This window comes from Methylacidimicrobium sp. AP8, from assembly GCF_903064525.1.
Classification (GTDB): domain Bacteria; phylum Verrucomicrobiota; class Verrucomicrobiia; order Methylacidiphilales; family Methylacidiphilaceae; genus Methylacidimicrobium.
On sequence record NZ_LR797830.1, the window covers coordinates 1,115,121 to 1,139,361 of the forward strand.

24 protein-coding genes are annotated in these 24,241 nt (G+C 61.0%); 7 read left to right on the plus strand and 17 right to left on the minus strand.

The features are described 5' to 3' along the window. The first annotated feature begins 33 nt into the window (after nucleotides 1–33). The gene (locus MTHMO_RS05075; protein WP_202213815.1) at nucleotides 34–582 is read left to right on the plus strand and encodes an alpha/beta hydrolase; all 549 of its coding nucleotides are present in this window, start codon (nucleotides 34–36) and stop codon (nucleotides 580–582) included. On the opposite strand, the gene MTHMO_RS05080 is transcribed toward MTHMO_RS05075, so the two are convergent. From MTHMO_RS05080 to gap, 7 genes are all read right to left on the minus strand, one after another. After that, nucleotides 520–1,413 carry an ABC transporter permease gene (locus MTHMO_RS05080; RefSeq protein ID WP_202213816.1) on the minus strand — a complete coding sequence of 298 codons (894 nt, stop codon included), beginning with the start codon at nucleotides 1,411–1,413 and terminating at the stop codon, nucleotides 520–522. The two genes, MTHMO_RS05075 and MTHMO_RS05080, sit on opposite strands and share 63 nt — an antisense overlap. Further along, nucleotides 1,410–2,327 (minus strand): ABC transporter permease, encoded by a 918-nt coding sequence (locus MTHMO_RS05085; protein ID WP_202213817.1) that lies wholly within the window; start codon nucleotides 2,325–2,327, stop codon nucleotides 1,410–1,412. Before MTHMO_RS05085 ends, MTHMO_RS05080 begins: the two co-directional genes overlap by 4 nt. A gap of 174 nt (nucleotides 2,328–2,501) precedes the next feature. Beyond that, entirely contained in the window at nucleotides 2,502–4,109 is a 1,608-nt protein-coding gene (locus tag MTHMO_RS05090) for a peptide ABC transporter substrate-binding protein (protein ID WP_202213818.1), read from the minus strand. Nucleotides 4,110–4,118: 9 nt separating this feature from the next. Further along, nucleotides 4,119–4,460, minus strand: coding sequence for a preprotein translocase subunit SecG (gene secG / locus MTHMO_RS05095; protein ID WP_202213819.1), 342 nt, complete (start codon nucleotides 4,458–4,460; stop codon nucleotides 4,119–4,121). Nucleotides 4,461–4,467: 7 nt separating this feature from the next. Continuing rightward, entirely contained in the window at nucleotides 4,468–5,232 is a 765-nt protein-coding gene (gene tpiA / locus MTHMO_RS05100) for a triose-phosphate isomerase (protein ID WP_305060979.1), read from the minus strand. Continuing rightward, complete coding sequence (gene pgk, locus MTHMO_RS05105; protein ID WP_202213820.1) at nucleotides 5,229–6,515, minus strand: phosphoglycerate kinase; 1,287 nt, start codon at nucleotides 6,513–6,515, stop codon at nucleotides 5,229–5,231. Before pgk ends, tpiA begins: the two co-directional genes overlap by 4 nt. Before the next feature lie 78 nt (nucleotides 6,516–6,593). Further along, nucleotides 6,594–7,637: a type I glyceraldehyde-3-phosphate dehydrogenase gene (gap, locus tag MTHMO_RS05110; protein ID WP_202213821.1), complete on the minus strand. Its 1,044-nt coding sequence runs from the start codon at nucleotides 7,635–7,637 to the stop codon at nucleotides 6,594–6,596. A 281-nt stretch (nucleotides 7,638–7,918) separates the two neighbouring features. On the opposite strand from gap, the gene MTHMO_RS05115 reads away from it, so the two are divergent. Then, nucleotides 7,919–8,902, plus strand: coding sequence for a bifunctional methionine sulfoxide reductase B/A protein (locus MTHMO_RS05115; RefSeq protein WP_237394779.1), 984 nt, complete (start codon nucleotides 7,919–7,921; stop codon nucleotides 8,900–8,902). 95 nt (nucleotides 8,903–8,997) lie between these two features. Then, nucleotides 8,998–10,476: an exopolyphosphatase gene (ppx, locus tag MTHMO_RS05120; protein ID WP_202213823.1), complete on the plus strand. Its 1,479-nt coding sequence runs from the start codon at nucleotides 8,998–9,000 to the stop codon at nucleotides 10,474–10,476. Here the strand turns inward: ppx and cutA are convergent. The 6 genes from cutA to trxB are packed head-to-tail and all read right to left on the minus strand — an operon-like array spanning nucleotide 10,462 to nucleotide 16,153. Further along, nucleotides 10,462–10,794, minus strand: coding sequence for a divalent-cation tolerance protein CutA (cutA, locus tag MTHMO_RS05125; protein WP_202213824.1), 333 nt, complete (start codon nucleotides 10,792–10,794; stop codon nucleotides 10,462–10,464). The genes ppx and cutA overlap by 15 nt on opposite strands. Beyond that, the gene (mnmA, locus tag MTHMO_RS05130; protein ID WP_202213825.1) at nucleotides 10,791–11,888 is read right to left on the minus strand and encodes a tRNA 2-thiouridine(34) synthase MnmA; all 1,098 of its coding nucleotides are present in this window, start codon (nucleotides 11,886–11,888) and stop codon (nucleotides 10,791–10,793) included. The genes cutA and mnmA overlap by 4 nt, the downstream gene beginning before the upstream one ends. Nucleotides 11,889–11,939: 51 nt before the next feature. Continuing rightward, nucleotides 11,940–13,208: an ATP-dependent Clp protease ATP-binding subunit ClpX gene (gene clpX, locus MTHMO_RS05135; RefSeq protein ID WP_202213826.1), complete on the minus strand. Its 1,269-nt coding sequence runs from the start codon at nucleotides 13,206–13,208 to the stop codon at nucleotides 11,940–11,942. Nucleotides 13,209–13,222: 14 nt separating this feature from the next. After that, nucleotides 13,223–13,861 carry an ATP-dependent Clp endopeptidase proteolytic subunit ClpP gene (clpP, locus tag MTHMO_RS05140; protein ID WP_202213827.1) on the minus strand — a complete coding sequence of 213 codons (639 nt, stop codon included), beginning with the start codon at nucleotides 13,859–13,861 and terminating at the stop codon, nucleotides 13,223–13,225. Next, nucleotides 13,858–15,159, minus strand: coding sequence for a trigger factor (gene tig, locus MTHMO_RS05145; protein WP_202213828.1), 1,302 nt, complete (start codon nucleotides 15,157–15,159; stop codon nucleotides 13,858–13,860). Before tig ends, clpP begins: the two co-directional genes overlap by 4 nt. A gap of 49 nt (nucleotides 15,160–15,208) precedes the next feature. Continuing rightward, nucleotides 15,209–16,153, minus strand: a complete 945-nt coding sequence (gene trxB, locus MTHMO_RS05150; protein ID WP_202213829.1) for a thioredoxin-disulfide reductase — start codon at nucleotides 16,151–16,153, stop codon at nucleotides 15,209–15,211. Between the two features lie 469 nt (nucleotides 16,154–16,622). Between trxB and MTHMO_RS05155 the strand changes: the two genes are divergently transcribed. The 3 genes from MTHMO_RS05155 to sucD are packed head-to-tail and all read left to right on the plus strand — an operon-like array spanning nucleotide 16,623 to nucleotide 19,963. Continuing rightward, on the plus strand, nucleotides 16,623–17,903 hold the full coding sequence (locus tag MTHMO_RS05155; RefSeq protein WP_202213830.1) for a hypothetical protein: 1,281 nt from the start codon (nucleotides 16,623–16,625) through the stop codon (nucleotides 17,901–17,903). Beyond that, the gene (gene sucC / locus MTHMO_RS05160) at nucleotides 17,900–19,090 is read left to right on the plus strand and encodes an ADP-forming succinate--CoA ligase subunit beta (RefSeq protein WP_202213831.1); all 1,191 of its coding nucleotides are present in this window, start codon (nucleotides 17,900–17,902) and stop codon (nucleotides 19,088–19,090) included. Before MTHMO_RS05155 ends, sucC begins: the two co-directional genes overlap by 4 nt. Beyond that, nucleotides 19,091–19,963, plus strand: coding sequence for a succinate--CoA ligase subunit alpha (sucD, locus tag MTHMO_RS05165; RefSeq protein ID WP_202213832.1), 873 nt, complete (start codon nucleotides 19,091–19,093; stop codon nucleotides 19,961–19,963). It abuts the gene before it with no gap. 33 nt (nucleotides 19,964–19,996) lie between these two features. On the opposite strand, the gene MTHMO_RS05170 is transcribed toward sucD, so the two are convergent. The 4 genes from MTHMO_RS05170 to upp all read right to left on the minus strand — a co-directional run bounded on the left by MTHMO_RS05170 (nucleotide 19,997) and on the right by upp (nucleotide 22,996). Then, nucleotides 19,997–20,623: a hypothetical protein gene (locus MTHMO_RS05170; RefSeq protein ID WP_202213833.1), complete on the minus strand. Its 627-nt coding sequence runs from the start codon at nucleotides 20,621–20,623 to the stop codon at nucleotides 19,997–19,999. Next, nucleotides 20,620–21,105, minus strand: a complete 486-nt coding sequence (locus MTHMO_RS05175) for a SufE family protein (RefSeq protein ID WP_202213834.1) — start codon at nucleotides 21,103–21,105, stop codon at nucleotides 20,620–20,622. Before MTHMO_RS05175 ends, MTHMO_RS05170 begins: the two co-directional genes overlap by 4 nt. Nucleotides 21,106–21,138: 33 nt before the next feature. Further along, nucleotides 21,139–22,173, minus strand: a complete 1,035-nt coding sequence (gene bioB, locus MTHMO_RS05180; protein WP_202213835.1) for a biotin synthase BioB — start codon at nucleotides 22,171–22,173, stop codon at nucleotides 21,139–21,141. Nucleotides 22,174–22,336: 163 nt separating this feature from the next. Continuing rightward, nucleotides 22,337–22,996: a uracil phosphoribosyltransferase gene (gene upp, locus MTHMO_RS05185; RefSeq protein ID WP_202213836.1), complete on the minus strand. Its 660-nt coding sequence runs from the start codon at nucleotides 22,994–22,996 to the stop codon at nucleotides 22,337–22,339. 215 nt (nucleotides 22,997–23,211) lie between these two features. On the opposite strand from upp, the gene hemB reads away from it, so the two are divergent. Beyond that, a complete protein-coding gene (gene hemB, locus MTHMO_RS05190; protein WP_202213837.1) occupies nucleotides 23,212–24,216 on the plus strand; it encodes a porphobilinogen synthase in 1,005 nt (334 codons plus the stop codon). The last annotated feature ends 25 nt before the right edge of the window (nucleotides 24,217–24,241 follow it).

Sequence of the window (24,241 nt, forward strand, 5' to 3'; positions counted from 1 at the left end):
GCCGGCCCCGCCGGACCAGGATGGGTCAATTATGTGCTGGTTGAGGCCGCCAGACGGGCGGGGGCGCATGTGTTTCCTCCGAGCGCGGGCTGGATTCTTCCCCTTTTCTTCTCTGGCTTGTGGGAAAGAACCGAAGGCGTTGCTCTTTTCGGCTACAGCCGGGGTGGGGTGAGCGCCGTCCGTCTTGCCCGCTTCCTAGCCAAAGAACGGATTCGGGTGGTTCTCCTCTATTTGATCGATCCGATCACCTTTTGCGGTCGGCTGCTTTCCATCCCATCTTGGGTGGAACATGCTTTCTGCTGCCGGCAACGCGCCGGCGCCCGCTTCTGGCTCCTTCGCGGACGATTGGGCCGGGGTACCCCCTGCCGGGTCGAAGGAGCACGGAGCACGGTATTGGAGGAAGAGGTGGTAGATTCGTTTCCGGATGGGCGGCCGCTCCGGCATGAGGACATGATCCGATACGCACTCGACTATGCCCGCTTGCCGCTGGAGCAGGGATTAACCTGCTCGTATCCGAAACTAGCTCCCGATAGGGTCGAGCCGATCCCGCAGCTTGTCTCCCAGAGCGTTGAGCGCCCATAGGGTCCAGGCGAGCATCCCTCCGGGAAAGACCAGCAGCCACCAAGCCGTCTTCATCGGGTTGATCGCCTGGGCTCCGTCCGCCAAGAGAGTCCCCAAGCTGGCGGAAGGCGGTTCGACGCCCAGTCCTAGGAAGCTGAGAAAGGATTCGGCCAGGATTACGGCGGGAACGGTCAAGGTCAGGTAGACCGCGACGATTCCCAAAAGGTGCGGCAGAATGTGATGACGGAGAATGCCGAAAGGCGATCGGCCGATGACGCGCGCTGCTTGAACGAAAAGTGCGGATTTGAGCACGAGGACCCGGCTCCGCACAACGCGGGCCATGGTCAGCCATTCGACGAGTCCGAGCCCGAGAAAAAGGAGGAAGATGCGGCTGTAGGGGAGAAGGCCGGCCAGCTGACAGCCGATCAATGCCTTTCGCAAGGGAGCTTCCAGCAAGGCGATCAGGACGATGACGAAGATCAAGGTCGGGAGGGAATAGAGGAGATCGACTATCTGCATGAGGAATCTGTCAACCTTTCCTCCGGCGTATCCGGCGACCGCTCCATAGGTAGAGCCGATCACCAGGCTCACAACCGCGCCGAAGAATCCGACGAGGAAAGAGATCCGTGCGCCGCAAAGCAGGCGGGTCAAAAGGTCGCGGCCATGGATATCGGTCCCCATCCAATGGCTCGGACTGGGAGGCGCCAAGGACTCTTCACCGATTGCCGCCGCCGGATAGCGGGAGAGCATCGGGCCGAAGATCGCGGCTAAAACCAAGAGGGCAAGCGAGGCGGCCGCAAAGGCGGTCCACCCGTCGAAGCCTTTCTTGGAAGCACGTACACTGGCTTTCACGAAAGCTGCACTCTCTTGTCGAGCCAAGCGGATACGAGATCGGCCAACAAGTTGAAGCCGATGAGAAGGGTGCTATAGACCAGAGTCACGCCCGCAACGAGGAAGACATCGCGGCTCAGGACGCCTTCGACGAAAAAGGAGCCCATTCCCTGGATCCCGAAGATCTCCTCGATGACGAGCGAACCGGTCAGGAGATTGGCGGCCAGAGGCCCCGCGTAGGCGATGATGGGAAGAGAGGCGGGCTTGAGCGCATGGACGAAGAGGACGGCTGCGGGGGTCAGCCCCTTGGCCCGCGCGGTGCGGATATAGTCCATCGGCAGGATCTCGAGCATGCTGGCACGGGTGAGCCTGGCGACAACTGCGGCGTAGGGTAGGGCGAGGCAGATTGCAGGTAGAAGGAGCTCGCGGAAGCTTCCCCAACCGCCGGAAGGGAGAAGCTTCCATTGCAAAGAGAGCAGCAGGACGGCGAGGGGAGCCAACACAAAGCTCGGAATCGAGATGGCCCCCATACAGAGGAGCTGGATGAAGCGGTCCGCCGTCCGGTTATGGCGAACAGCCGCCCAGACACCGGCTGCGATGCCGAAGCCGAGGGCCACACAGAACGCGCTTCCCCCGAGCGTCAAGGAGACGGGAAGGGTCTGGCCGATGATCTCACCCACGGTTCGATTCCGATAGCGAGTCGAAAGACGGAGATCTCCATGAAGGACGTCGGATACGTAGCTCGTATACTGTTCCCAGAGGGAACCGTTGAGCTTGTAGCGGCTTTCCAGCTCCCGCAGGATCGCCGGAGGGATGGCTCGTTCTCCGGCAAACGGGCTGCCAGGAGCCAGACGTACCAAAAAGAAGGTGATGGTGATCACCCCCAGAAGCACCGGAATCGCTCGGATCAAGCGGCGGATAAGGAAGATGACCATGAGGGTTTCATCCGGATTGCACCTTTCCCCTGGCGGCCGCTTCGCTACTGGCTCGGCTCGGACTGGTTGCTGCCAGGGGTGGGAGAGAGCCGATCGATGGATGGGAAATCAAAAAAGCAAAGAATCCCGACGAAACATAATCGTGGTCGGGAGGGGGCTGGTGTGCCATGGTGGTCAACGCTGGACCGCGCCCGCCGCGGAGCGGGGACGGAAGTAGATCTCTCGAAACGGGTGCTCATCGAGCAGGTTGCACGCGATGCCTCCCAGGCGGTTTTCGTCGTAAAGCATGATTCCCGAGTAGAAGTAGATCGGAAGAATGGGAAGTTCCTCGTTGACGAGAATGGTCTCGGCCTCGTGGAGCAGGGCCAAGCGTCTCTTGAGATCCACGGTGACCGTGGCTTCCGCCAGCAGCTGTTCGTAGCGGCTGTTCGACCAGCCGGTATTGTTGTTTCCGCTGCCGCGCAGAAAGCACCCGAGAAAGGTGTACGGATCCGCGTAATCCCCCACCCAGCTCGAGCGCGCGATTTCGTAGGAGAGCGACTGCACGGAATTGAGGTATACCTTCCACTCCTGATTGCGCAGGCTCACGGAGATCCCCAAGATCTGGCGCCAAAGGGCCTGGATCTCGGTCGCGATCTGTTCGTTCTGCTCGCTCGAGTTGTACAGGAGAGTCAATGGAGGAAATCCCCGACCGCCGGGGAATCCCGCTTCGGCCAGCAGGGCCCTGGCCTTGTCCGGATCGAATTCCAAGCCAGCGGGTGGGGTGTATCCGGGAATTCCCGGCGGGGTGAGAGATCGGGCCGGCAGCTCCCCGCCGCGGGTGATGGTGCGGATCAGGCGCTCCCGGTCTATCGACAGGGCTAGGGCTTTTCGGACGCGAGGATCGTTGAGCGGAGGAACGGTCACATTGATCCGATAAAAGTAGGTAGCCAGGAAAGGGGCGGAATGAAAGTAGGGCTGCTTCCGAAGCTCGGAAAGAAAGAAGGTCGGAATGAGCCCCTTGTCGAGAAGGAGATCGGCCTTGCCGCTCGCGTAAAGGTTGAACGCCGCCGACGCCCGTGTCACGGCGAGCGCTTCGATCCATGGGATGCAAACCGTCTCCTGTCGCCAGTACCGGGGATTCTTCCGCAGCACGATGCGATCGTTGATCCGCCACGATTCGAGAAGGTAGGGGCCGTTGCTCACGAGCTTTCCGGGTTTGATCCAATTGTCGCCATGTTTTTGTATGGCCGCGAGCGGCACTGGAAAATAGATGGGTTGTGCGCAGAGGGCGGGAAAGAAAGGGGTAGGACCAATCAGCCGGACTTCGAGCGTGTGCGCGTCGATTGCCCGGACACCGACTTTGGAGAAATCGTGCAGCCACCCCCGGTTGTAGGCTTCCGCGTTTTCGATGAAATAGAGCAGGTCCGCATACTTGGCCGCCATCTCCGGTGCGAGGGCCCGCTGCCAGGAGGCGACGAAATCGGCGGCGGTTAGCGGGCTGCCGTCGCTCCAGCAGCTCTCCCGGAGAAGAAATCGGTAGGTCCTTCCGTCCGGAGAAACGGTCCACTCTCGGGCGATGCCCGGAACGATGTTGCCGTCCTTGTCTTCGGCCGTGAGACCCTCGAAGAGAGCCTTGCAAATCCGTCCCTCGGGTTGTCCGGTGATTACCTGCGGATCTAGGCTTTCCGGTTCCGGTCCGTTGATGAGGGTCAGTCGATCGGAGCCGGAGGGCCTGCTGCAATTCGCCAATAGGACGAGCGCAATCCCGCAAACGAAAGCCGGGAGGCTACGCGAAGCCATCGCCCAGGGTCATCTCGCTGGTTTGGGCGTCGTGCCCGGGGCAGACGGAGCCGAAGGCGAAGCGGTCCTGGGATGGCGTAGCTTCTCCTGGATCCTGGCATGATCCGAGGCAAGCCTTCCGGAAAGATTCGAGAGGATCACGGCCAAGCCGAAAAAGATCGCTGCAAGCCATGCGGTTGCCTTGACGAGGATGCTGGAGGTTTGAGCGCCGAAGAGCGCGTCGGTGACTCCGCTGCCGAACGTCGCTCCCAACCCCTCCTGCTTGCTCCGTTGCATGAGGATGACTAAGACGAGCAGAAGAGCCACCAAGGCATATCCGACAACCAGGACATCGAAAAGAATCCGTATCATGGATGGCTTATTCTACCGAAAGAACGATGGAGGCAAAGCTTCCGGCCTCCAAGCTGGCTCCTCCGACGAGTAGCCCATCCACATCAGGCTGGGCTAAAATCTCCCGCGCGTTTTCCGGGGTGACGCTTCCCCCGTACTGAAGCCGCAATCCGGTGGCGACGGAATTCCCATGGAGCCGCTCCAGCTCCTGCCGGAGGAAGGCGTGGGCTTCCTGCGCTTGCTCCGGGGTGGCGGTTCGTCCGGTCCCGATGGCCCATACCGGCTCGTAGGCCAGCACGACTTCCATTAGGATGGACGGAGGCAGATCGTGCAGCACGGCTTGAAGCTGGGAACGCAAATGGTCCGGCCAGCGTCCCGCTTCCCGATCCGCAAGTTCTTCTCCTACGCAAAAGATGGGGTGCAAGCCCGCCGAAACGGCAGCGAGAAGCTTGTCGCGGAGGAAAGCGTCGGTTTCGCCGAAGTAGCGCCGCCGCTCCGAATGGCCGACAATCACGAAACGACAGCCGACGTCCGAAAGCATCGAAGCCGAAATTTCCCCCGTAAATGCCCCCTTGGGGGCGGGATGAAGGTTCTGCGCCCCTAGCTGGATCCGAGGGGTCGATTCCAGGAGCTTGGCGACGCTCGCCAGCGCCGTAAACGGCGGACAGAGAACAACATCGCAACCAGAAAACGTGGCCAAGCGCCCTTGGAGCTCGCAGACGAGGGATCGCGCTTCGGCAACGGTCTTGTTCATCTTCCAGTTGCCGGCGATGATCTTGGTGCGCGCATTCACGTCGGAAGAAAAGACTCGGTCGGCCCTTCGCCGGTCGCGTGGGCGATCGCAGCCTTGGCTTCTTCTTCGGCCTTATCGGGTATCACCGAGATCCCCGGCAACGGTTTCCCCTCGAGAAACTCGAGGGATGCACCTCCACCCGTCGAAATAAAGGTGATGCGGTCGGCCAGCCCGGATCGGTGGAGGGCCTTGACGGAATCTCCGCCGCCTACGATGCTCACCGCATCCCGGTTTTCGGCAACCATTTCCGCTACGGCGAATGTTCCCTTGTCGCAGCCTCGGATTTCAAAAACACCCATCGGGCCGTTCCAGAAAATCGTCCGTGCAGCCGCGAGCGGGCGTTTCATAGCCGCAAGCGTCGCAGGGCCGATATCGACGGCTCGCCAGCCGTCGGGAATCTCTTCGGCAGGTTGCGTGTATCGTCCCGGAGAGGTTTGGCGGCGCTCGAAATCTATGTGTTCGACAATGTAGCTGTCGACCGGCAGGAGAAGCTCGATCCCGCGGCTTGCCGCCTTGTTCAAGGCAAGCCGCGCCATTTCCACCCGGTCGGGCTCGACGAGCGACTTTCCTACCGCCTTGCCTTGAGCCAGATAAAACGTGTACGCCATCGCCCCACCGATGATGAGCACATCGGCCTTGGCCAGGAGCCTATCGATGACGCGAATCTTATCGGAAACCTTCGCACCTCCCAGGATCACGACGAAGGGGCGGGCCGGATGCGCCAGCTCCTCTCCGAGAAAATGGAGCTCCTTCTCCATGAGTAGACCGATGGCCCGCTCCGCAAGGAAGTGGGCTACGCCTTCGGTAGAAGAATGGGCGCGGTGTGCCGTTCCAAACGCATCGTTGACGTAGATCTCTCCCAACTGGGCGAGCTGCCGGCTGAATGCGGGATCGTTCTTTTCCTCCTCCGGATGAAAGCGAAGGTTTTCGAGCAGGAGGACTTCTCCGTCCTGCAGAGACTTCGCCGAATTTTCCGCACCGGCGCCGATGCAGTCGTCGGAAAACCGAACCCGCTTTTGCAGCAGATACCCCAAGCGGTCGGCCACCGGACGCAAGCTCAGCTTGGGATCCGGCTTCCCTTTAGGACGACCCAAGTGGCTCATCAGCACGACCCGGGCGCCTCTCTTCACAAGATTCTGTACGGTCGGGAGGGTGGCGCGGATCCGTGTGTCGTCGGTAATTCGCGCATCCCCGTCCACGTGTTCGATCGGAACGTTGAAATCCACGCGCACGAGCACTCGCTTTCCGCGCACCTCCACGTCCAAAATAGTCCGTTTTGCCATGACCTTTTTGCCTCCCTGATGCAAAGAACCCCTCTGGTTCCGTTACGTCTGCTCCCGGTTTTCCGTCCGCCGGACGGCCTACGTCGACCGGATCAGATAGTGCACGAGATCCACGCAGCGATTGGCGTAGCCCCACTCGTTGTCGTACCAGGCGATCAGCTTGAAGAAATGGCTGTTGAGGCCGATGCCGGCACTGGCATCGAAGATGCTGGAGCGGGAATCCTTAAGGAAGTCGCGCGACACTACCGCATCCTCCGTGTAGCCCAAGACCCCGGCTAAGTAGGTCTCGCTGGCCCGCTTCATCGCGGCGCAGATCTCCTCATAGCTCGTCGCCTTGGTGGTCCGGACCGTCAGGTCCACCACCGAGACGGTCGGAGTCGGAATGCGGAAAGACATTCCGGTCAGCTTTCCTTTGACCTCCGGTAAGACGAGCGCCGTCGCCTTGGCTGCGCCGGTGCTCGCCGGAATGATGTTGCCGTCCACCGCGCGACCCCCGCGCCAATCCTTACGGGACGGCCCGTCCTGGATCTTCTGGCTGGCCGTGGCGCTGTGCACGGTGGTCATCAGCCCTTCCTCGACGCCGAACCCTTCTTTGAGCAGCACGTAAACCACCGGGGTCAGGCCGTTGGTCGTGCAGCTGGCGTTCGAAATGATCGCGTGCCTGCTCCGATCGATCTCTCGGTGATTCACCCCGTAGACCACAGTGATGTCCGCATCTTTGCCCGGAGCGGTGATAATCACGGTCGACGCGCCGGCCTTGAGGTGCCCACGGGCCCGTTCGGCGCTCGTAAAGAGACCCGTGGCTTCGAGCACCAAGTCGACACCCAGATCGGCCCACGGCATCGCCGCCGGCCCCTCCTTTATTTCCAGGCAGCGGATCGTATGGCCGCCAATCTCCAAAAGGTCATCCTTTTCCAGGTTCGGATTCGACTTGGCGGACTGGACGGGAAGAGGAAATCTGCCATAGTTGCTATCATAGCGGAGTAAATAGGCTAAATTATCCGCGGCGACTAGGTCGTTGACGGCGACAACCGGGATCTGGCCCAATAGGTTTCGTTCCGCCATGATGCGCAAGATCAACCGGCCGATGCGCCCAAATCCGTTAATAGCAATTCTTGTCACGGCGCTTCTCTCCCAAAATAGATCGTTTGCCCCGCTCGCTTGCTTGGTTGGGGTTGATCCTACAAGCCGAACGAGCTCGCGTCAACGGCAAAAGGAGTAATCGCGCCAGGAAAATCATCCTTCTGCCGGCATGGGGTTGCTTTTCTTGAATAGAATGGAGAAAAAGGCAATAGAAAAAAATGGTGCCGAGATCCTGGAGGAATGCCGAGAGGATGGGTCTTGCCGCAACGCTGCTTCTGGCTGGAATGCTCGGGCTTTGGCACGGAATGGGATCGGAAACTATGACGCGGGATGCCTCGACAGGCTCCGGGACCTTCGTTTTCTTGGATGAGTGGGGTCGGCCGAGCGAGCCTACCAAGGGAGCCTATATTCGGAAGCCGAAGGAGCAATGGCGGTATCTGCTGGGCGATTCGACGTACGCAATCACCAGGGAAGCGGCGACCGAGCCGCCGTTCTGCGGCCGCTTCATCGCCAGCAAGGAAGAAGGGTTTTATCTTTGCGCCGACTGTGGGCTGCCCCTCTTTTCCTCGGCCGCGAAGTATGTTTCCGGGACGGGTTGGCCGAGCTTTTTCGCTCCCTTCGCCTCTCAGAACATTCGGCAGGCGGAGGATCGGAGCCATGGGATGGTTCGCCAGGAGATCCTCTGTGCGCGTTGCGGAGCCCATTTAGGCCATGTTTTCCCCGACGGTCCTCCGCCGACCGGGCTCCGCTATTGCATCAACTCCGGAGCGCTCGTCTTCCTTCCACAGCATCTGCTCCAGGGTAGGGGAAAGGATGGCGAGCGCTTGGAACGGGCGGCCTTCGCGGGCGGCTGCTTTTGGGGGGTCGAGCAGGCGTTCGAGAACGAGAAGGGAGTCGCCGCAGCCTTTTCCGGATATTCCGGCGGCTCAGTTCCGTTCCCGACGTACGAAGAGGTATGCACGGGACGGACGGGCCACGCCGAAGCGGTGCTTGTCCTCTTCGATCCCAAAAAGATTTCCTACGAAGAACTCTTGCAGAAATTCTGGAGCATCCATGATCCGACGACCCGGAACCGGCAGGGTCCGGACATCGGCTCGCAGTATCGGTCGGCAATCTTTGTCTACGACGAAGAGCAGAGAAGGGTCGCCGAGCGTTCGCGCCGCACGTTGGACGAGAGCGGACGATTCCGCAATCCGATCGTCACGGAGATCGTGCCCGCCGACGGATTCTTCTTCGCGGAAGAATATCACCAGCGATACAACCAAAAGCACGGTATTTCCGGCGGCTGCGCACACCTCCGGTGAATTCTCTCCTTTGATCGCGAACGTCACGAGGCGGAGAAACCAAACGGATCGTATCGGCGACTCGTTCAGGAACATAAAGTTACGGAGGGAGGTCTGTGCCGCTGGCTGCTGCCGTTGACCTCGGCTCGAATAGCTTCCACTTGCTGGTCGTGCAGGAGGAGAACGGGCAGATTCGCCCGATCGACCGCATCAAGGAATCCGTGCGCTTGGCCGCAGGCCTCGGTGCCGATGGAACCTTGTCCCGAGACGCGATGGAACGCGCAGTGCGCTGCCTGGAGCGATTCGGGCAACGGTTGAAGCCGATCCCTCGGTCGCGCGTCCGGGTAGCCGGGACGAACACCCTCCGGAAGGCGCGCAACGCCTCCGAGTTCATCCAAAGGGCCGAGAATGCCCTCGGCCATTCGGTCGATGTGATCTCCGGCCATGAGGAGGCGCGGCTGATCTATCTTGGCGTGGCGCACGGCATCCAGGACGACGGGGGGTTGCGGCTGGTGGTGGATATCGGAGGAGGAAGCACCGAGCTCATTTTGGGCAGAGGCTTGACTCCGGAAAGGATGGAGAGCCTTTTCATGGGCTGCGTCAGCATGAGCACCGCCTTCTTTGCCGACGGGACGATCACTCCGTCCCGCCTCCGGCGTGCAGAGTTGGAAGCTCTTCGGGAATTGGAACCGATTGCGGCGGTCTACCGCTCCGCAGGTTGGAAAAAAGCCATCGGCTCCTCGGGGACGATCCTGGCGGTCCTGGAGGTAGCGCAAGCCGAGGGCTGGTCGACGAACGTCATTACGGCGAGCGCCCTCAAGAAGATCGTTAAGGCGCTTTTGGACGCGCAGAGGATCGACAAGCTGCCTTTCCGGGGACTCGATGAGGATAGGAGGCTCGTATTTCCCGGCGGGGTGGCCATTCTTTCGGCGCTTTTTTCGTCGCTCGGCATCGAGAGTCTCGATATTTCGCAAGGCGCTCTACGGGAAGGCCTAATCTACGATCTTCTCGGAAGGAATTCGGAGGCCGATTCCCGGGAGAAGACGGTGCGGAATCTAGTAGAGCAGTTCCGTATCGACGTGCGACAGGCCGACCGAGTGGAGAAGCAGGCCTTGCAGCTCTTCGGGCAGGTGGCCGGGAGCTGCCGTCTCACGGAGGAAGATCGCCATTTTCTATCCTGGGCAGCCCGCCTCCACGAGATCGGGATGTTGATCTCCTACACCCAGCACCATAAACACGGTGCTTACATCCTTGACCACATCGATATGCCGGGCTTCTCCCTGCGGGACCAGCAGCGGCTGGCGTTTCTGGTTCGAAGCCATCGCCGCAAGTACCCCAAAGGAGAGCTGCTCCGGCTCCGGGAGGAGGACCGGATGCCCACCTTCTCCTTGAGCATCCTGCTCCGGATTGCGTGTCTACTGGAGCGGGGACGGCAAGATTCCCTCGTCCCCAGGATCGCGATCGCGGCCGAGGAAGGTGGTTGGAAGCTCCGGTTTCCGACGAATTGGTTGCACGAACATCCGCTGACGAAGGCGGATCTGGAAGCCGAAGCCGCGTATCTCGAGGCGACCGAATTCCGATTACGATTCGAGTGAAAACGCGCCGAGCTCTCCTTCCCACCAGGCAAGGTAGCGCCCTTCGACTCGCTCCGGAGAGAAGGCGACGATCTCCGGACATTCATACGAGTGCTGCCGGCGGACGACGGTTTCCAGCTTCTCCCATTGCTCTTGGGCGCTCTTGACCAGCAAAAGAACCTCTGCGGCTTCCTCCCGCTTGCCTTGCCACCAATAGAACGAGCGAATCGCCGGCAAGAGGTTGACGCAGGAGGCCGCCCGAGCTTCCAGAAGGGCGCTCGCCAGCCGGGCTCCTTCCTCTTCGGAAGAAACGGTGATGAGGATGAGGAGCGGCTTCACGCAACGGCTCCCTGCGCGCTCCTTTCAATCCATCCTCCGCCCAGCAAGAGGTCGTCCGCGTAACAGACGGCAGCCTGTCCCGGCGCCAGTCCGGCTTGCGGGGTTTCAAAATCGATGCGTGCACGCCGGTCGGAAAGCAGGGTCAGCCGGGCGGGAGCCGCTGGGTAGTTGTATCGGACCTTAACGTCCACACGCACGGAGGAGGGCGGAATGGGCTGCTGCCAGTTGGTGTCAGAGAGAAAACAATGGGTCCGCTCGAGGGTTTCGCGAGGGCCGACGACCACCTGCCGCTTGCCGGCATCGATATCGACCACGTAGAGAGGCTTTCCTTGGCCCCCGGGCAGCCGCCGGCGCTGGCCGACGGTATACGACTCGATACCCTGGTGACGGCCCAGCGGCTTTCCGGAGATATCGACGATCTCTCCGCAAGCCTCCTCCCGGGTGCCGATCCGTTCTGCCAGGAAGGCATCGTACCGGTGACCGGGAACGAAGCAGATCCCCTGACTCTCTTCCTTATCCCAGACGGATAGCCCCGCTTCCCTCGCGATCCGGCGCACCTCCTCCTTGTGGTAGTCTCCCAGAGGGGTCAACATCCGATCGAGGGTGTGCGGCTGGAGACGAAAAAGGAAATAGGATTGGTCCTTACGCCGGTCTTTCGCCTTGAGAAGCCGAACCCGCCCCTGTCCGTCCCTTTCGATACGGGCATAGTGGCCTGTGGCGACATGTTCCGCGCCCCACGCTCTTGCTTTTTGCGGAAGCCGGCCGAATTTCATCTTCTCGTTGCAGAGCGCGCAAGGGTTAGGGGTGCGGCCACGGCGGTATTCCCGGATAAAGGGGGCGATCACTTCTTCTTCGAATGCCTCCGCTTCGTCGAGAACGAAGTGGGGAATTCCCAGCCGGTGGGCGACCATGCGCGCGTCAGTGATCGACTGCGGTCCGCAACACTTCTCCTGCGAGCGGGAGAGACAAGAGTCGGACCAGACCTTAAGGGTAACCCCGATCACTTCAAATCCTTGCTGCTGCAGAAGGTAGGCGGCCACGGAGGAATCCACTCCCCCGCTCATCCCCACGACGACGCGTTCTTTGGCGGACACCTTGTCTTTCTCCTTGTCAGAACTCGGAAGAAGGCGCTGCCGGGTTCTCGGCTACGCCGCTTCGCGCTCTTGCCGCCGACGAAGAATGGGCGGACGCTTGCCTTCGACGACGGGACGGCTGATGATGACTTCCTCCATGTCGGTTCGGGAGGGAAGGTCGTACATCACCTCGAGCATGATCTTCTCAAGGGCGGCGCGAAGGCCGCGCGCTCCCATACCTTTGCGGATCGCCTCCTGGGCCAGCAGCCGCAAGGCATCCTTGGTGAAGGAGAGTTTCACCTGATCCATGGCAAGAAGCTTGGCATATTGCTTGACCAGAGCGTTCTTCGGTTCCGTCAGGATGCTGACGAGCTCATCCTCGGTCAAGGCATCCAGCCAGGCGAGGACCGGCAACCGGCCCACAAACTCCGGGATCATCCCGTACTGGACAAGGTCCTCGGGCTCAATCTCCGCGGGAGCCGTCGGGTCGGTCTCGCTCTGGCTATGAGCCGCAAAACCCAGGCGTCGCTGACTGCGCCGACGGGCGACAATCTTGTCGAGGCCGACAAACGCGCCTCCGCAAATGAAGAGGATATGTTGCGTATTTAGGCGGATGCACTCTTGGTGCGGATGTTTTCGTCCACCCTGGGGAGGCACGTGGCTGACCGTCCCCTCGAGCATTTTGAGCAGGGCCTGCTGCACTCCCTCCCCGGACACGTCCCGTGTGATCGACGGGCTGTCGGTCTTTCTCGCAATCTTGTCGATCTCGTCGATATAGACGATGCCGATCTCGGCCCGCTTCACGTCGAAATTGGCGTTCTGGAGCAACCGGAGAAGGATGTTTTCGACATCATCACCGACGTACCCGGCCTCCGTGAGAGAAGTGGCATCCGCGAGACAAAATGGAACGTCGAGCATCCGGGCCAGGGTGCGCGCCAGCAATGTCTTGCCCGAGCCGGTCGGCCCGATAAGCAGGATGTTGCTCTTTTCCAGTTCGACGTCCGGATGCTTGTCCAAGCGGCTCGCCAGACCGGCCGGGGAGCCAGCGCCCTGGGCCAGTACGCGCTTGTAATGATTGTGGACCGCGACCGACAGCACCTTCTTTGTCCGCTCTTGCCCGATCACGTATTGATCGAGAAATCGGTGGATTTCGCTCGGCTTGGGGATCATCGCCGCGCCAGCGGCCGGAGCTTCCCCTTTTTCTTCCCGATCGAGGATGTCCTTGCAGACGTTGATGCAGCTATCGCAGATGTAGACGCCCGGGCCCGAGATCAGCTTGCGAACCTCCGCATGGCTCCTCCCGCAGAAGGAGCACATGGTCAGTTGCACGGGACGGGCCATGGCACTCCGGTCTCCTATGCGATCGTCGGCTCCGGCACCTGCGGGACGGTGACCTTAGTCTTCACGACTTCATCGACGATGCCATAGGCCTTTGCTTGCTCGGCCGACATGAAGAAATCCCGATCGGTGTCCTTTTCCAGTCTTTCGAGCGGTTGGCCGGTGTGCATCGCCAGAATTTGGTTGAGCTGCCGCTTGGTGCGCAGGATTTCCTTGGCCTGGATGCTGATATCCGAAGCTTGCCCTTGAGCCCCTCCCAGAGGTTGATGAATCATGATCCGAGCATTGGGCAGCGCGAACCGTTTGCCCTTGGTTCCGGCCGCGAGAAGAACAGCGGCCATGCTCGCCGCCTGCCCGATGCAATAGGTCGCTACGTCGCAGCTGATGAACTGCAGAGTGTCGTAGATCGCCATGCCCGCCGTGACATAGCCACCGGGCGAGTGGATGTAGATGCTCACGTCCTTCTTGGGATCTTCCATCTGGAGGAAGAGCAGCTGCGCGATGACGACGTTGGCAATCATGTCGTCGATCGCCACGCCAAGAAAGATAATACGATCCTTGAGGAGGCGGGAATAGACGTCGTACCGCCGTTCTTCCCGGCCGATCTGCTCAATGACGGACGGAATGATCTGTGCTCTCAAGCCATGGTCTGTCATACGGTAGCAACCTTCGCTCTTTCGATGAGGAAGTCGATTACTTTCTCTGTCAATATCTGCCTTTTGAGTGCCTCCAGGTTTTCCCGGGAAATCCGTTGGATGAACTGTCGGGGAGGAAGCTTCTGCCGATGCGCGAGAGAAGCGATCGCGCCGGAAAGCTCTTCGTCTGTCACCGTCAGTGATTCATTCCGCGCGATCCGCTCAATGAGGAAACGCAGCTTCACCCGCTGGGCGGCCAGCCTGCGCGCATTCGCGAAGATTTCCTTCGTCTTCTGCTGAACCACGGACAGAGGAATGCCGCGTTCCTGATTCTCGGCGACGATTTCCCGAACGGCGCTTGCCGTCTCCTCTTCCACCAGCGATTCCGGGAGCGGGAATTCGACCGAGCCGAGGAGAGCGTTTACGATGTGGTTGGCTTGCTCCCGGCGTGCGGCCCGCTTCTTTTCGGTTTCCACCGCGGTTTGCAGCAGCGAGAGGAGTCCCGACTCGTCGGTTCCGGCGATCTCCTTGGCCAGTTCGTCCGAAAGCGGAGGGACGTGGCGCTCCTTGATCGCCAAGAGGGTGATGGAGTAATCGACTCTCTTGCCGCGGAGCGGTTCAAAAAACCAATCCTCCGGAAAGGATAGGGACAGCGAGCGGGTTTGCCCGATTTCCATCCCGAGGATGCCCTCCGCGAAGCCCGGAACGAAGATTCCCGGCTTGACCAACAGCCACTGATCCTCGGCGCGGCCGAGGATTCCCGCCGCCGGAAAAAGTGTAGACAGCGGCTGACCGTCTAGAGTTGCTTCGTACCGAAGCACCGCATAATCGCCTTCCGCCAGCGGGCGGTTCGGAGCATCGGCGAACGTAGCACGGGTTTCCAGGAGCTTGCCGAGAGCTTGATCAACTTCCTCCTTGCTTACCATCAACTCCAATTTCGGGATAACCATCGACGAATATTCGGGCAGGGAAAAGGTAGGAGCGCAGTCGACCATGGCCGCGAAAGAAAAGGAAAGCCCGGGGAGGTAACGGACATCTTCGGTTCCCAGCCCGCGGACCACGTTGAGCTGCTGCTTCTGTACGGCTTCTTGAAAGCCCTGGCTAATCAGCGTTTTCTGCAGCTCGTCATCGATACGTTTTTGGAACTGCTTTTCCACCAGGGGCACCGGCGCTTTCCCCGGCCGGAACCCCGGCAGCCGGGCCGCTTGCGAAAAACGTTCCACGACTTTCTTGCGGATCTGCGCGACTTGGTCTGCGGAAACCTCGATCCGAAGTCGTTTCCGGCAAGAACCGAGCTCCTCGGTTTGGACAGTCACCATGGGTTATTTCTCGTAAAAACTCCCAAACTAAGCTCCGATTTCCCCGGAATCAAGCGTGCGATGCCGCAGCGGCCGAGGAGAGATATCTTTCCGCGTCCAGAGCGGCCATGCAGCCCATGCCCGCCGCCGTCACGGCTTGCCGGTAGGTGAAATCCACGCAATCGCCCGCCGCGAATACCCCGCGCTGGTCGGTGTGGGCTCCCTGGCGAACCCGAATATACCCGCGCTCGTCGAGATCGACCTGGCCGCGAAAGGGCTCCGTGCTCGGTTGATGACCGATGGCTACGAAAAGTCCCGCGCAGGAGAGGATTCTCGTCTTGCCCGTTGGGAGCTCGCAGAGGGCCAGCCCCGTCAGCTTGCCCTCATTGCGGCCCAACACCTCGGTTACCACCGTGTTCCAGATAGGTCGGATCTTGGCATTGCCGAGCACCCGCGCGGCCATGATCGGTGAGGCGCGCAACTGATCGCGTCGATGAATGAGGTACACTTCCGACGCGAAGCGAGTCAAATAGAGGGCTTCCTCGCAGGCGGTATCGCCCCCGCCCACGACCGCCAAGGGCCGATTGCGAAAGAGAGGAAGCGCACCGTCACAGGTCGCGCAATAGCTGACTCCGCGCGTCTCGAGCTCCCTTTCGCCCGGCGCATCCAGATGTCTTGGGCGAGCGCCTACGGCCAGAATCACGGCCTTCGCCTCCAGCACTCCGTCTTCGAGAAAGATCCGCTTGGGAGTACCGCGAAGCTCGGTCCGAGTGACCACCGCCATCGAGAGGACACGCGCCCCGAAACGCTTCGCCTGTTCTTCCATAGCCGCCATTAGGTCGGGCCCCTGGATCCCGTTGGGAAAACCGGGGAAATTTTCCACCAGCGTCGTCGTCATCAACAGGCCTCCCGGCAAGGTGCCTGTGATTACGAGCGGACGGAGGTTGGCGCGCGCGGCGTAGATGGCCGCGGTCCAGCCGGCGCAACCGGAACCAACGATGATGAGTTCTTCCATAAAAAGCCGATATAATCGGTGAACGAAGCGAGGCGCAAGCCTTGGAGCGGGTTTGCCGAAGGAGAGCGGGTTCCTCGGCCGGGCCGAAGCAGACAGCGGGGAAACCAAGGCCCGATCTCCCGCTGGCGGATTGAGCCCGTTCACCCGATTCCTCGCCCACCATTTGCTCCCTGGCGATTGGCTGCGTCTTTGACCGGCAGAGAAGAGGTTGACGAGCCGATGGCCGGCGGGCTAATTACGGTAATGCCAGCTCGGAACTGCCTTTAGGAAGCTGGCTCCCACGCGTTTCGGTTGCGTTTGCGGTTTCGGCCGCCGGCGCAAAGCGTTTGGCATCGTCTTTTCGAGGGCCTGCTACCGAACAAGGCTGCGGAGGAGCACTCCTGAACAGAGGAACAGTCCTAACACCCCGGGCCCGGAACGGATCTGTTTTTTGAACGCTCTCGATCGATTGTCGTTGTTACGGAGGGGAATGCCCGAATCGGGCCTGCTGGCCGAAAAGGAATGGCGGGTCAGCGACACCTCCTTTCCCCTAAGCGAGCGGCACGTCGCAATATTAGAACGGCTCGGTCCGGTCCTGCAGCACTTCGTGCAGGGGTGTAATCTCCTCTATCGGTGGAGCGTGCAAGGAAGAGCACCGGCCTGGATCGCCGAGCTGCTCGACCGCGGCAAGCCCAAAGATCTGATTTCCCTATCGCGGCACGCCGCCTTGGCGAATCAGGTTCCCCGGCTGATCCGGCCCGATCTCCTCTGGACCGATTCGGGTTTTGCGCTCTGCGAGCTCGACAACGTACCGGGCGGCATCGGGGTGACCGCTTGGTTGCAGGAACGCTTCGCCCACTGGGATGCAAAGCTTCTCGGGGGAACAGACGGAATGCGGAAGGGCTTCTCCCGTATCTTTCCCGCCGGGGACGTCGTGATCTCCGAGGAAGCCTCTTCCTACCGGCCGGAAATGGAGTACCTAGTCGGACCGGACCGGATCCGTCGGGCGGAAGATTATCGATGCGGCGACCCGGCGATCTACCGCTTTTTCGAGTGCTTTGATTGGGAAAAGCTTCCCACGATCCGGGCGAGCTTCGTTCCCGATCGGACCGTAATGACGCCGCCGCTGAAGCCCTACTTGGAAGAGAAGCTTTGGCTCGCGCTCTTTTGGCTTCGACCGCTGCGGGACTTTTGGCGGCGTCAGCTCACCGAAAAAGGTTTTCGATTCCTGCGGGAGCTCATCCCCCAGAGCTGGATTCTGGATCCGACCCCTCTTCCTCCGCAAGCGGTCTATCCGGGATTGGAGATCAACGATTGGCGGGAGCTCGGTCATTTCAGCCAGACGGAGCGGGATCTGGTGCTCAAGATTTCCGGCTTTTCTCCTCTGGCCTGGGGCTCGCGAGGCGTCTTTGTGGGCTCGGACTTGGCACAAGCCGAGTGGCAGAAGCGGATCGAGCAGGCCCTCGAAGATTTCGAGACTCATCCCTGGGTTTTGCAGCGGTTTGTCAAGGGTTCGCTCGCCGAGCACCCTTTTTTCACTGCGGACGGGGCAAAAGAACGAATGACCGGCCGTGTACGGATTTCCCCCTACTATTTCGTCTTGGACGGCAAAGCCGAGCTTTGCGGGGTTTTGGCGACCATTTGCCCTGCGGACAAGAAGCTGGTGCATGGCATGCGTGACGCGATCCTCGTTCCGGCTTCGCGGGCGACGGAGGTGCAGGAACCCCATGGTGGAGACGGGCGCGAACGGAGGTTCGACCGGGCGCTATGAACGTCTACGAGTATCAAGCGAGGGATCTCCTTGCTCGTTATGGCTTACCGATTCCCGCCGGCGCGGTCGCATCGAGTCCCCAGCAAGCCCGCGATATTGCGGAGCGGTTGACCGGTCGACCCTTGGTTGTCAAAGCGCAGATTCTGGCCGGGGGAAGGGGGAGGGGACGCTTTGTAAGCGGTTTTGCCGGAGGAGTCCGCCTTTGCAAGAATCCCGCGGAAGTGGAATCGGTTGCGCAGGCGATGCTCGGGGGAGTCTTGGTCACCGCCCAGACCGGGCCGGAGGGCCGACCGGTGAACAAGCTGCTGGTTGCCGAGGCGCCGCGGATCAGCCGAGAGCTTTACCTGGCGATTCTCATCGACCGCGAACACCGTTGCCCTCTGCTGATCGGGAGTTCTCGAGGAGGGGTGGACATTGAAGAGGTTGCGCAAAAGGAGCCCGATGCCATTCAACGGCTACGGATCGACTTCCTATCTGGGCTCTGGCCCTATCAGGCGCGCGAGCTCGCCGGGCGGATGGGCTTGCATGGCTCCCTGCGGAATCAGGTGGTGGATGTGGCGGTTCGGCTCTACCGGTTCTTTTGCGATTGCGACGCGAGCCTGGTCGAAATTAATCCGCTTGCCATCGTCGAGAACGAAAGGATCGCCGTGATCGACGCAAAGGTCGGATTCGATGAGAACGCTCTCTTTCGCCATCCGGAAATCGCCTCTTACCAGGACGAGGTCCTCGAAGACCCGCGAGAGGCGGCGGCCGCGAAAGCCAGACTCAATTATGTCGGTCTCTCCGGAAATATCGGCTGTCTGGTCAACGGGGCCGGCCTTGCGATGGCCACGATGGATATACTCCACCGTTACGGCGGAGAACCGGCCAACTTCCTGGATGTCGGTGGGGGTGCCGACTTGGAGCGGGTTACCCGGGCGTTCGACATCCTGCTAGGGGACCCCAAGGTGCGGTCGGTTTTTGTTCACATCTTCGGCGGCATCCTCCGTTGCGACCTGATCGCGCGCGGCATGGTGGAGGCGATTTCCCGTCTGCAACCCAAGGTGCCGATCATCGTTCGACTCCAGGGCACGAATTTCGAAGAGGGCAAGGAGATCCTGGAGCAGTCGGGACTACCCATCCGGACCTCCGACGATCTGGCCGAGGCGGCCCGAAAAGCGGTAGAGGCGGCCAGGGAGGCCGGGTAGATGTCGATCCTCGCCGACCGTTCCTCTCGGGTCGTGGTGCAGGGCATCACCGGGAAGGCGGGATCTTTTCATGCGCGAGCCTGTCTCGATTACGGGACGAAGATCGTGGCAGGGGTGACGCCCGGACGTGGGGGGCAGAAGTTCGATGGGCGGGTGCCCATCTTCGATTCGGTGGCCGAAGCAAAGGAAGCCACAGGGTGCAATGCGAGCTTGATCTTCGTTCCTGCGGCCGCCGCCCCCGATGCCCTCGTTGAGGCCGCCGCTTCCGACATCGAATTGATCGTTTGCATCACCGAGGGGATTCCGACTCTCGATATGGTGCGGGTCCTGGCCTGCTTGGAACGAAGGAACACGCGCCTGATCGGCCCCAACTGCCCGGGGGTGATCACACCGGGTGAGTGCAAAATCGGAATCATGCCGGGGTATATTCACAAACCGGGGCCAGTCGGTATCGTCTCCCGCAGCGGGACACTCACCTACGAGGCGGTCTGGCAGCTCTCGCAGAAAGGCATCGGCCAGAGCAGTTGCGTGGGAATCGGGGGTGATCCCGTCCATGGGCTCAGCCTCAGGAGCGTCGTCGAGATGTTCGATGCGGATCCGGCGACGGAGGCGATCTTGATCATCGGGGAGATCGGAGGGGTCGAGGAACAGGAAGCCGCCGCCTTTTGGAAGACTTCTTCCCGTAAGCCGATCGCGGCTTTCCTAGCCGGCGCCACGGCACCACCCGGGAGGCGCATGGGGCATGCGGGGGCGGTCATTACGGGGGCCGCCGGCACGGTGAAGGCGAAAATCGAAGCCTTCGAAGCGGCAGGGATTCCCGTTATCCTTTCTCCCGCCGAGATCGGAAGCGGAATGGCCAGAGCCATGCGGTGAGCCGCCGGTCGCGCGCCGCCGGGTCGTTTTGCTTCAGACGACCATGCGGATCTCGCGAATCGGAGTGCCCAGGGCTTCGGAAAGGAACGAGCAGAGATCCGGACGTCGGCGCAGCGAAAACGCAAGCGACGCATTAAGCGACCGGATGATGGCGCGGCAGGATTCTCTGTCGATGCGAACGAGCTGGGATTCCGCGGCGATGCGCGGGCCGACGGCCTTTTGCCAAACCTGATCCAGCCAGGGACGACTGTTCAGCCGTCGTCGTTCGATGCGGGTGAGCAGTCGCTGAACAAGCGCGCGTCGATAGAGGCGGGCTCTCCATTTCGCCGGCTTCCGGCCGGAAGCGGTTAATTCCGAGGAACCCTCTTCCCGCAGAACCGCGTCGTAGGCCGCGAATCGCAGTCGCTCCCGGAAGTAGGTGGTTAGAAAGGTCGCCGAAAAGAGAGACGGGTTGTCGCGAATGGGAAAGAGCCGGGAAGCGATCAACCGGTTGAGGATCGCTTCATAGCGATCCTGTCCGACGAGAACGCGCGGGTATTCGGGAATTTCCCCTCCGATCGCGACCGCCTTGTCTGGAGATTCGGCGTCCAGCCGGAGCGGGGCTTTCCCCAATCCCAGCGAACGGTAGGTCGCGTCAGCGTCTTCAGTGCTGAGATTCATGGCGCGGAGCCCGCGGACTGCGCCTGTCGCTGTTCGACGAGCAGGCGTCGACATGCGCCTTTGAGGCGTGCCAGGATGTAATAGACGGTCTGGCTCCGCTGGCGGACGAGCTCGGTGCCGACGATTTTCGGTACGAAGGTGTTCGGGATCGCCATCACCTCCGCCGCGGTCGAACCCGCCAATCCCTGACAAAGGATCGAGGCCATAGCACGGGTAAGAGTCTGCACGTGGGGACCGAGCGACATTCGGAAAAGAAGTCGATCTCCCGAATCAGCCTTCAGGAAGACACCGACCGAATCGGTGCACTCCTCGTCTTTACGGACATCCGAGAGTAAAAAGGTCTCCCCCTCCTTTGGGGCATATTCGCCGGCACGGTCGCTGTAGGCGATGAGCAATTCCCTCTTTTCCTGCGCAGGGAGGCTTTCAAAGAGATGGACGATCTCCTGCAGGCCCGCGGGCAATGGTGCGTCGACGCTTGGCATGGAATTACAATCAAGTCACAATCGGCGCGAACGTCAATCGCCACGTTGGTCAACCGATCCCGCAAAGTTGCTGCCGCGGCAAGGATTTCGCCGGAGGAGCGGCTCAGCTGACTTCGATCGCGGGCAAGAATTGGAACCGGACGAGCTTACCCCCAAGCTTTCGAAAAGCACGCGATCGGAATCGAACGAGGCATTGGGTGTGGTGAGCAGCTTTTCGCCGATGAAAATCGAGTTGGCGCCGGCCAGAAAGCAGAGGAGCTGGGTTTCGGGCGGCAAGCGGCGCCGCCCGGCCGCCAACCGGATCCGGCTGCGGGGGAGGACGATGCGCGTCACGCAGATTAGTCGCACCAAGTCGAGTGGGTCGACCGGCGGTTGAGAACTGAGAGGGGTGCCCGGAATGGGAACGAGAAGATTGAGCGGGACGCTTTCCGGCGCGGGGTCGAACTCAAGAAGGGCCAGCAGCATTTCCAAGCGGTCATCCACGCTTTCCCCCATGCCCAGGATGCCGCCGCTGCAAAGGCGCAAGCCGGCCTCTTGCGCCGCGCGCAGGGTGGCAATCCTGTCCGCGAAGGAATGGGTCGTCGCGATTTCCCGATAGAACTTCGGACCGGAATTGAGGTTGTGATTGTAAACCGTGACCCCGGCCTCGCGAAGACGACGTGCGGCCGCCGGTCGGAGCAGACCCAAGGTCACGCAGATCTCCAGGCCCTCGTCACGAATCGTTTCCACGAGTCGACAGACCTCATGGAGCCGGCTATCTCCTTCTTTGAGACCACGCCAGGCAGCTCCCAGGCAGAGACGGGTTGCTCCGCGGAGGCGTGCTTCCCGCGCCGCCCGGCGAAGAGAGGAAGGGTCGAGAATCCCCTGCCGGGTGATTCCGGTTGCGTACCGCAAGCTTTGCGCGCAGTACCGGCAGTCCTCCGAGCACCCTCCCGCCTTGATGTTCACAAGCTCACAGCGCTGGATCTCATTCTCCGGATGGTGGACGACATGGACGGAGCGGGCGCGCGTGAGGAGAGGCAGGAGTGGCTGATCATAAAGCCTTCGAAGACTTTCCAAGGTCTCCATGCGCCAACGTTATGGGCTCGCCGATGCCAGGCAAAGCTCTTTTTGCCTGAAGCGACCGTCTGAAGACAGGCCGATTCGGACCGAGCGCCAAGGGGAAAGCGTCAGCGGACAAAAAAAGGGATGTTGAACAAACCATGGCTATATTCTCAATCATAGGGACCGATCAGCCATCTCCGGGATGGCCCGGAAGCGAGCGGGCGCGGGTGCCGAATTGCCGATCGCCGGCGTCCCCCAGCCCCGGGAGAATGAAGCCGCGCTCGTTCAGCCCGCGATCGATGGCTCCGGTGAAGATGGTCACTTCCGGATGAGCTTCCTGTACCCTGCGGATTCCTTCCGGGGAAGAGAGGCAGCAGACGAGGCGGAGCCGCCGGGCTCCTCGCTCCTTGAGCAGGTTGAGAATGGTCACGGCGGTGCCTCCGGTTGCGAGCATCGGATCCAAGAGAACGACCTGCGCATCGGAAGTCACCGCAGGAATGCGGTCGAGATAAATGGACGGTTCCAGCGTATGCTCGTCTCGCAGCGCGCCGATGAAGGAAACAGCGGCTTGGGGAAGAAGGGTACGGAAGGGCGGGAGCATGCCCAAGCCGGCGCGCAGGATCGGCACGAGCACAACCGCTTCCGAGAGGATGGGGCCTCGAGTGTCTTCCAACGGGGTAGCGACAGGGATCGACTTGAGCGCGAAATCGCGCGTCGCCTCCACGGCGAGAACAAAACAGGCTTCTTCCAGCAAGCGAACGAAAAGGCTCTGATCGGTTCGCCGGTCGCGCATCTGGGTAATGCGATCGTAGAGGACGGGATGTTGGACATGATGCAGGCCGGACATGAGCGATCGCCTCGTGCGCGTTGGCTCTAGAAAGGCAAAAAACTATTGAAAAGCAAGGAGCAGTATGGCGGAGCCCCGGCTTTGGGGCGAAGATCCCCGCCGTGCGGCATCCGACACAGCTGGGGAGGAAGCCCGAGGCCGCTTGCGAGGGCAAGTCTCCGGGCCTTCGGCAGAAAGCCCTTGGAAAGGGAAAAGAGAACGTCATAGCGTAGGACATGGCAAATTCCTCCCATAAGCTTGCACTGCGCCGCCGTCCTCGGAGGCTCCGGGCCACCGAGGCGATCCGGCGGTTGATCGAAGAGCACGTTCTGAACGTGAGCGACCTCGTCGCACCTATTTTTTGCAAGGAAAGCGGGCCGCAGGAGGAGATCGAGTCGATGCCCGGGGTCTTTCGACACAATCCGGCCGACGCCGTCCGGCTGGCGCTGGATTTATACGAAGCGGGGGTACCGGGTGTCGCCCTCTTTCCCTGCATCCCCGAAGAAAAGAAGGACGCGAAGGGATCAGCCGCGCTGGACCCTGCGGGGTTGATACCCCGGGTGGTGCGGGAGATCAAGGCGAGAGGGGCGGGTCTGCTGGTGATCGCCGACGTCGCTCTGGATCCCTATACGGACCACGGGCACGACGGTGTTTGGAATGCGGAGACCGGAGAGATCGAGAATGATCCGACTGTCTTCGTACTCTGCGAGATGGCGCGGATCCTCGGCGAGGCGGGCGTCGATTTCGTCGCGCCTTCCGACATGATGGACGGAAGGATCGCCGCCATCCGGGTGAGCTTGGATGCGGCGGAACTGGAGCGGGTGGGGATCCTGGCCTATGCCGTCAAATTTGCTTCCGCTTTTTACGGGCCTTTTCGCGACGCTATCGGAAGCCGCCGAGGGAAAGGGTATTTGGATAAAAGAAGCTATCAGCTCAATCCGGCCAACCTTCGTGAGGGCTTGCTCGAAGCGCAGCTCGATGAGGAGGAAGGAGCGGATATCCTCATGGTTAAGCCGGCGGGACCCTATCTGGACGTGATTTCGAACGTCCGTGCGCGCACTCTTCTTCCCGTCGCCGCCTACCAGGTCAGCGGCGAATATGCGCAAATCATCGCTGCCGCGGGAAAGGGCTGGCTCGATCTGGAAGCGGCCTATCGGGAATCTCTTCTCGCCATCAAGCGCGCGGGGGCGGATCTTATTTTTACTTATTTCGCCCCTCTCTTTGCAGGCATTAAGCTGTAAGATCTACGCATTCAATTATTTGTAA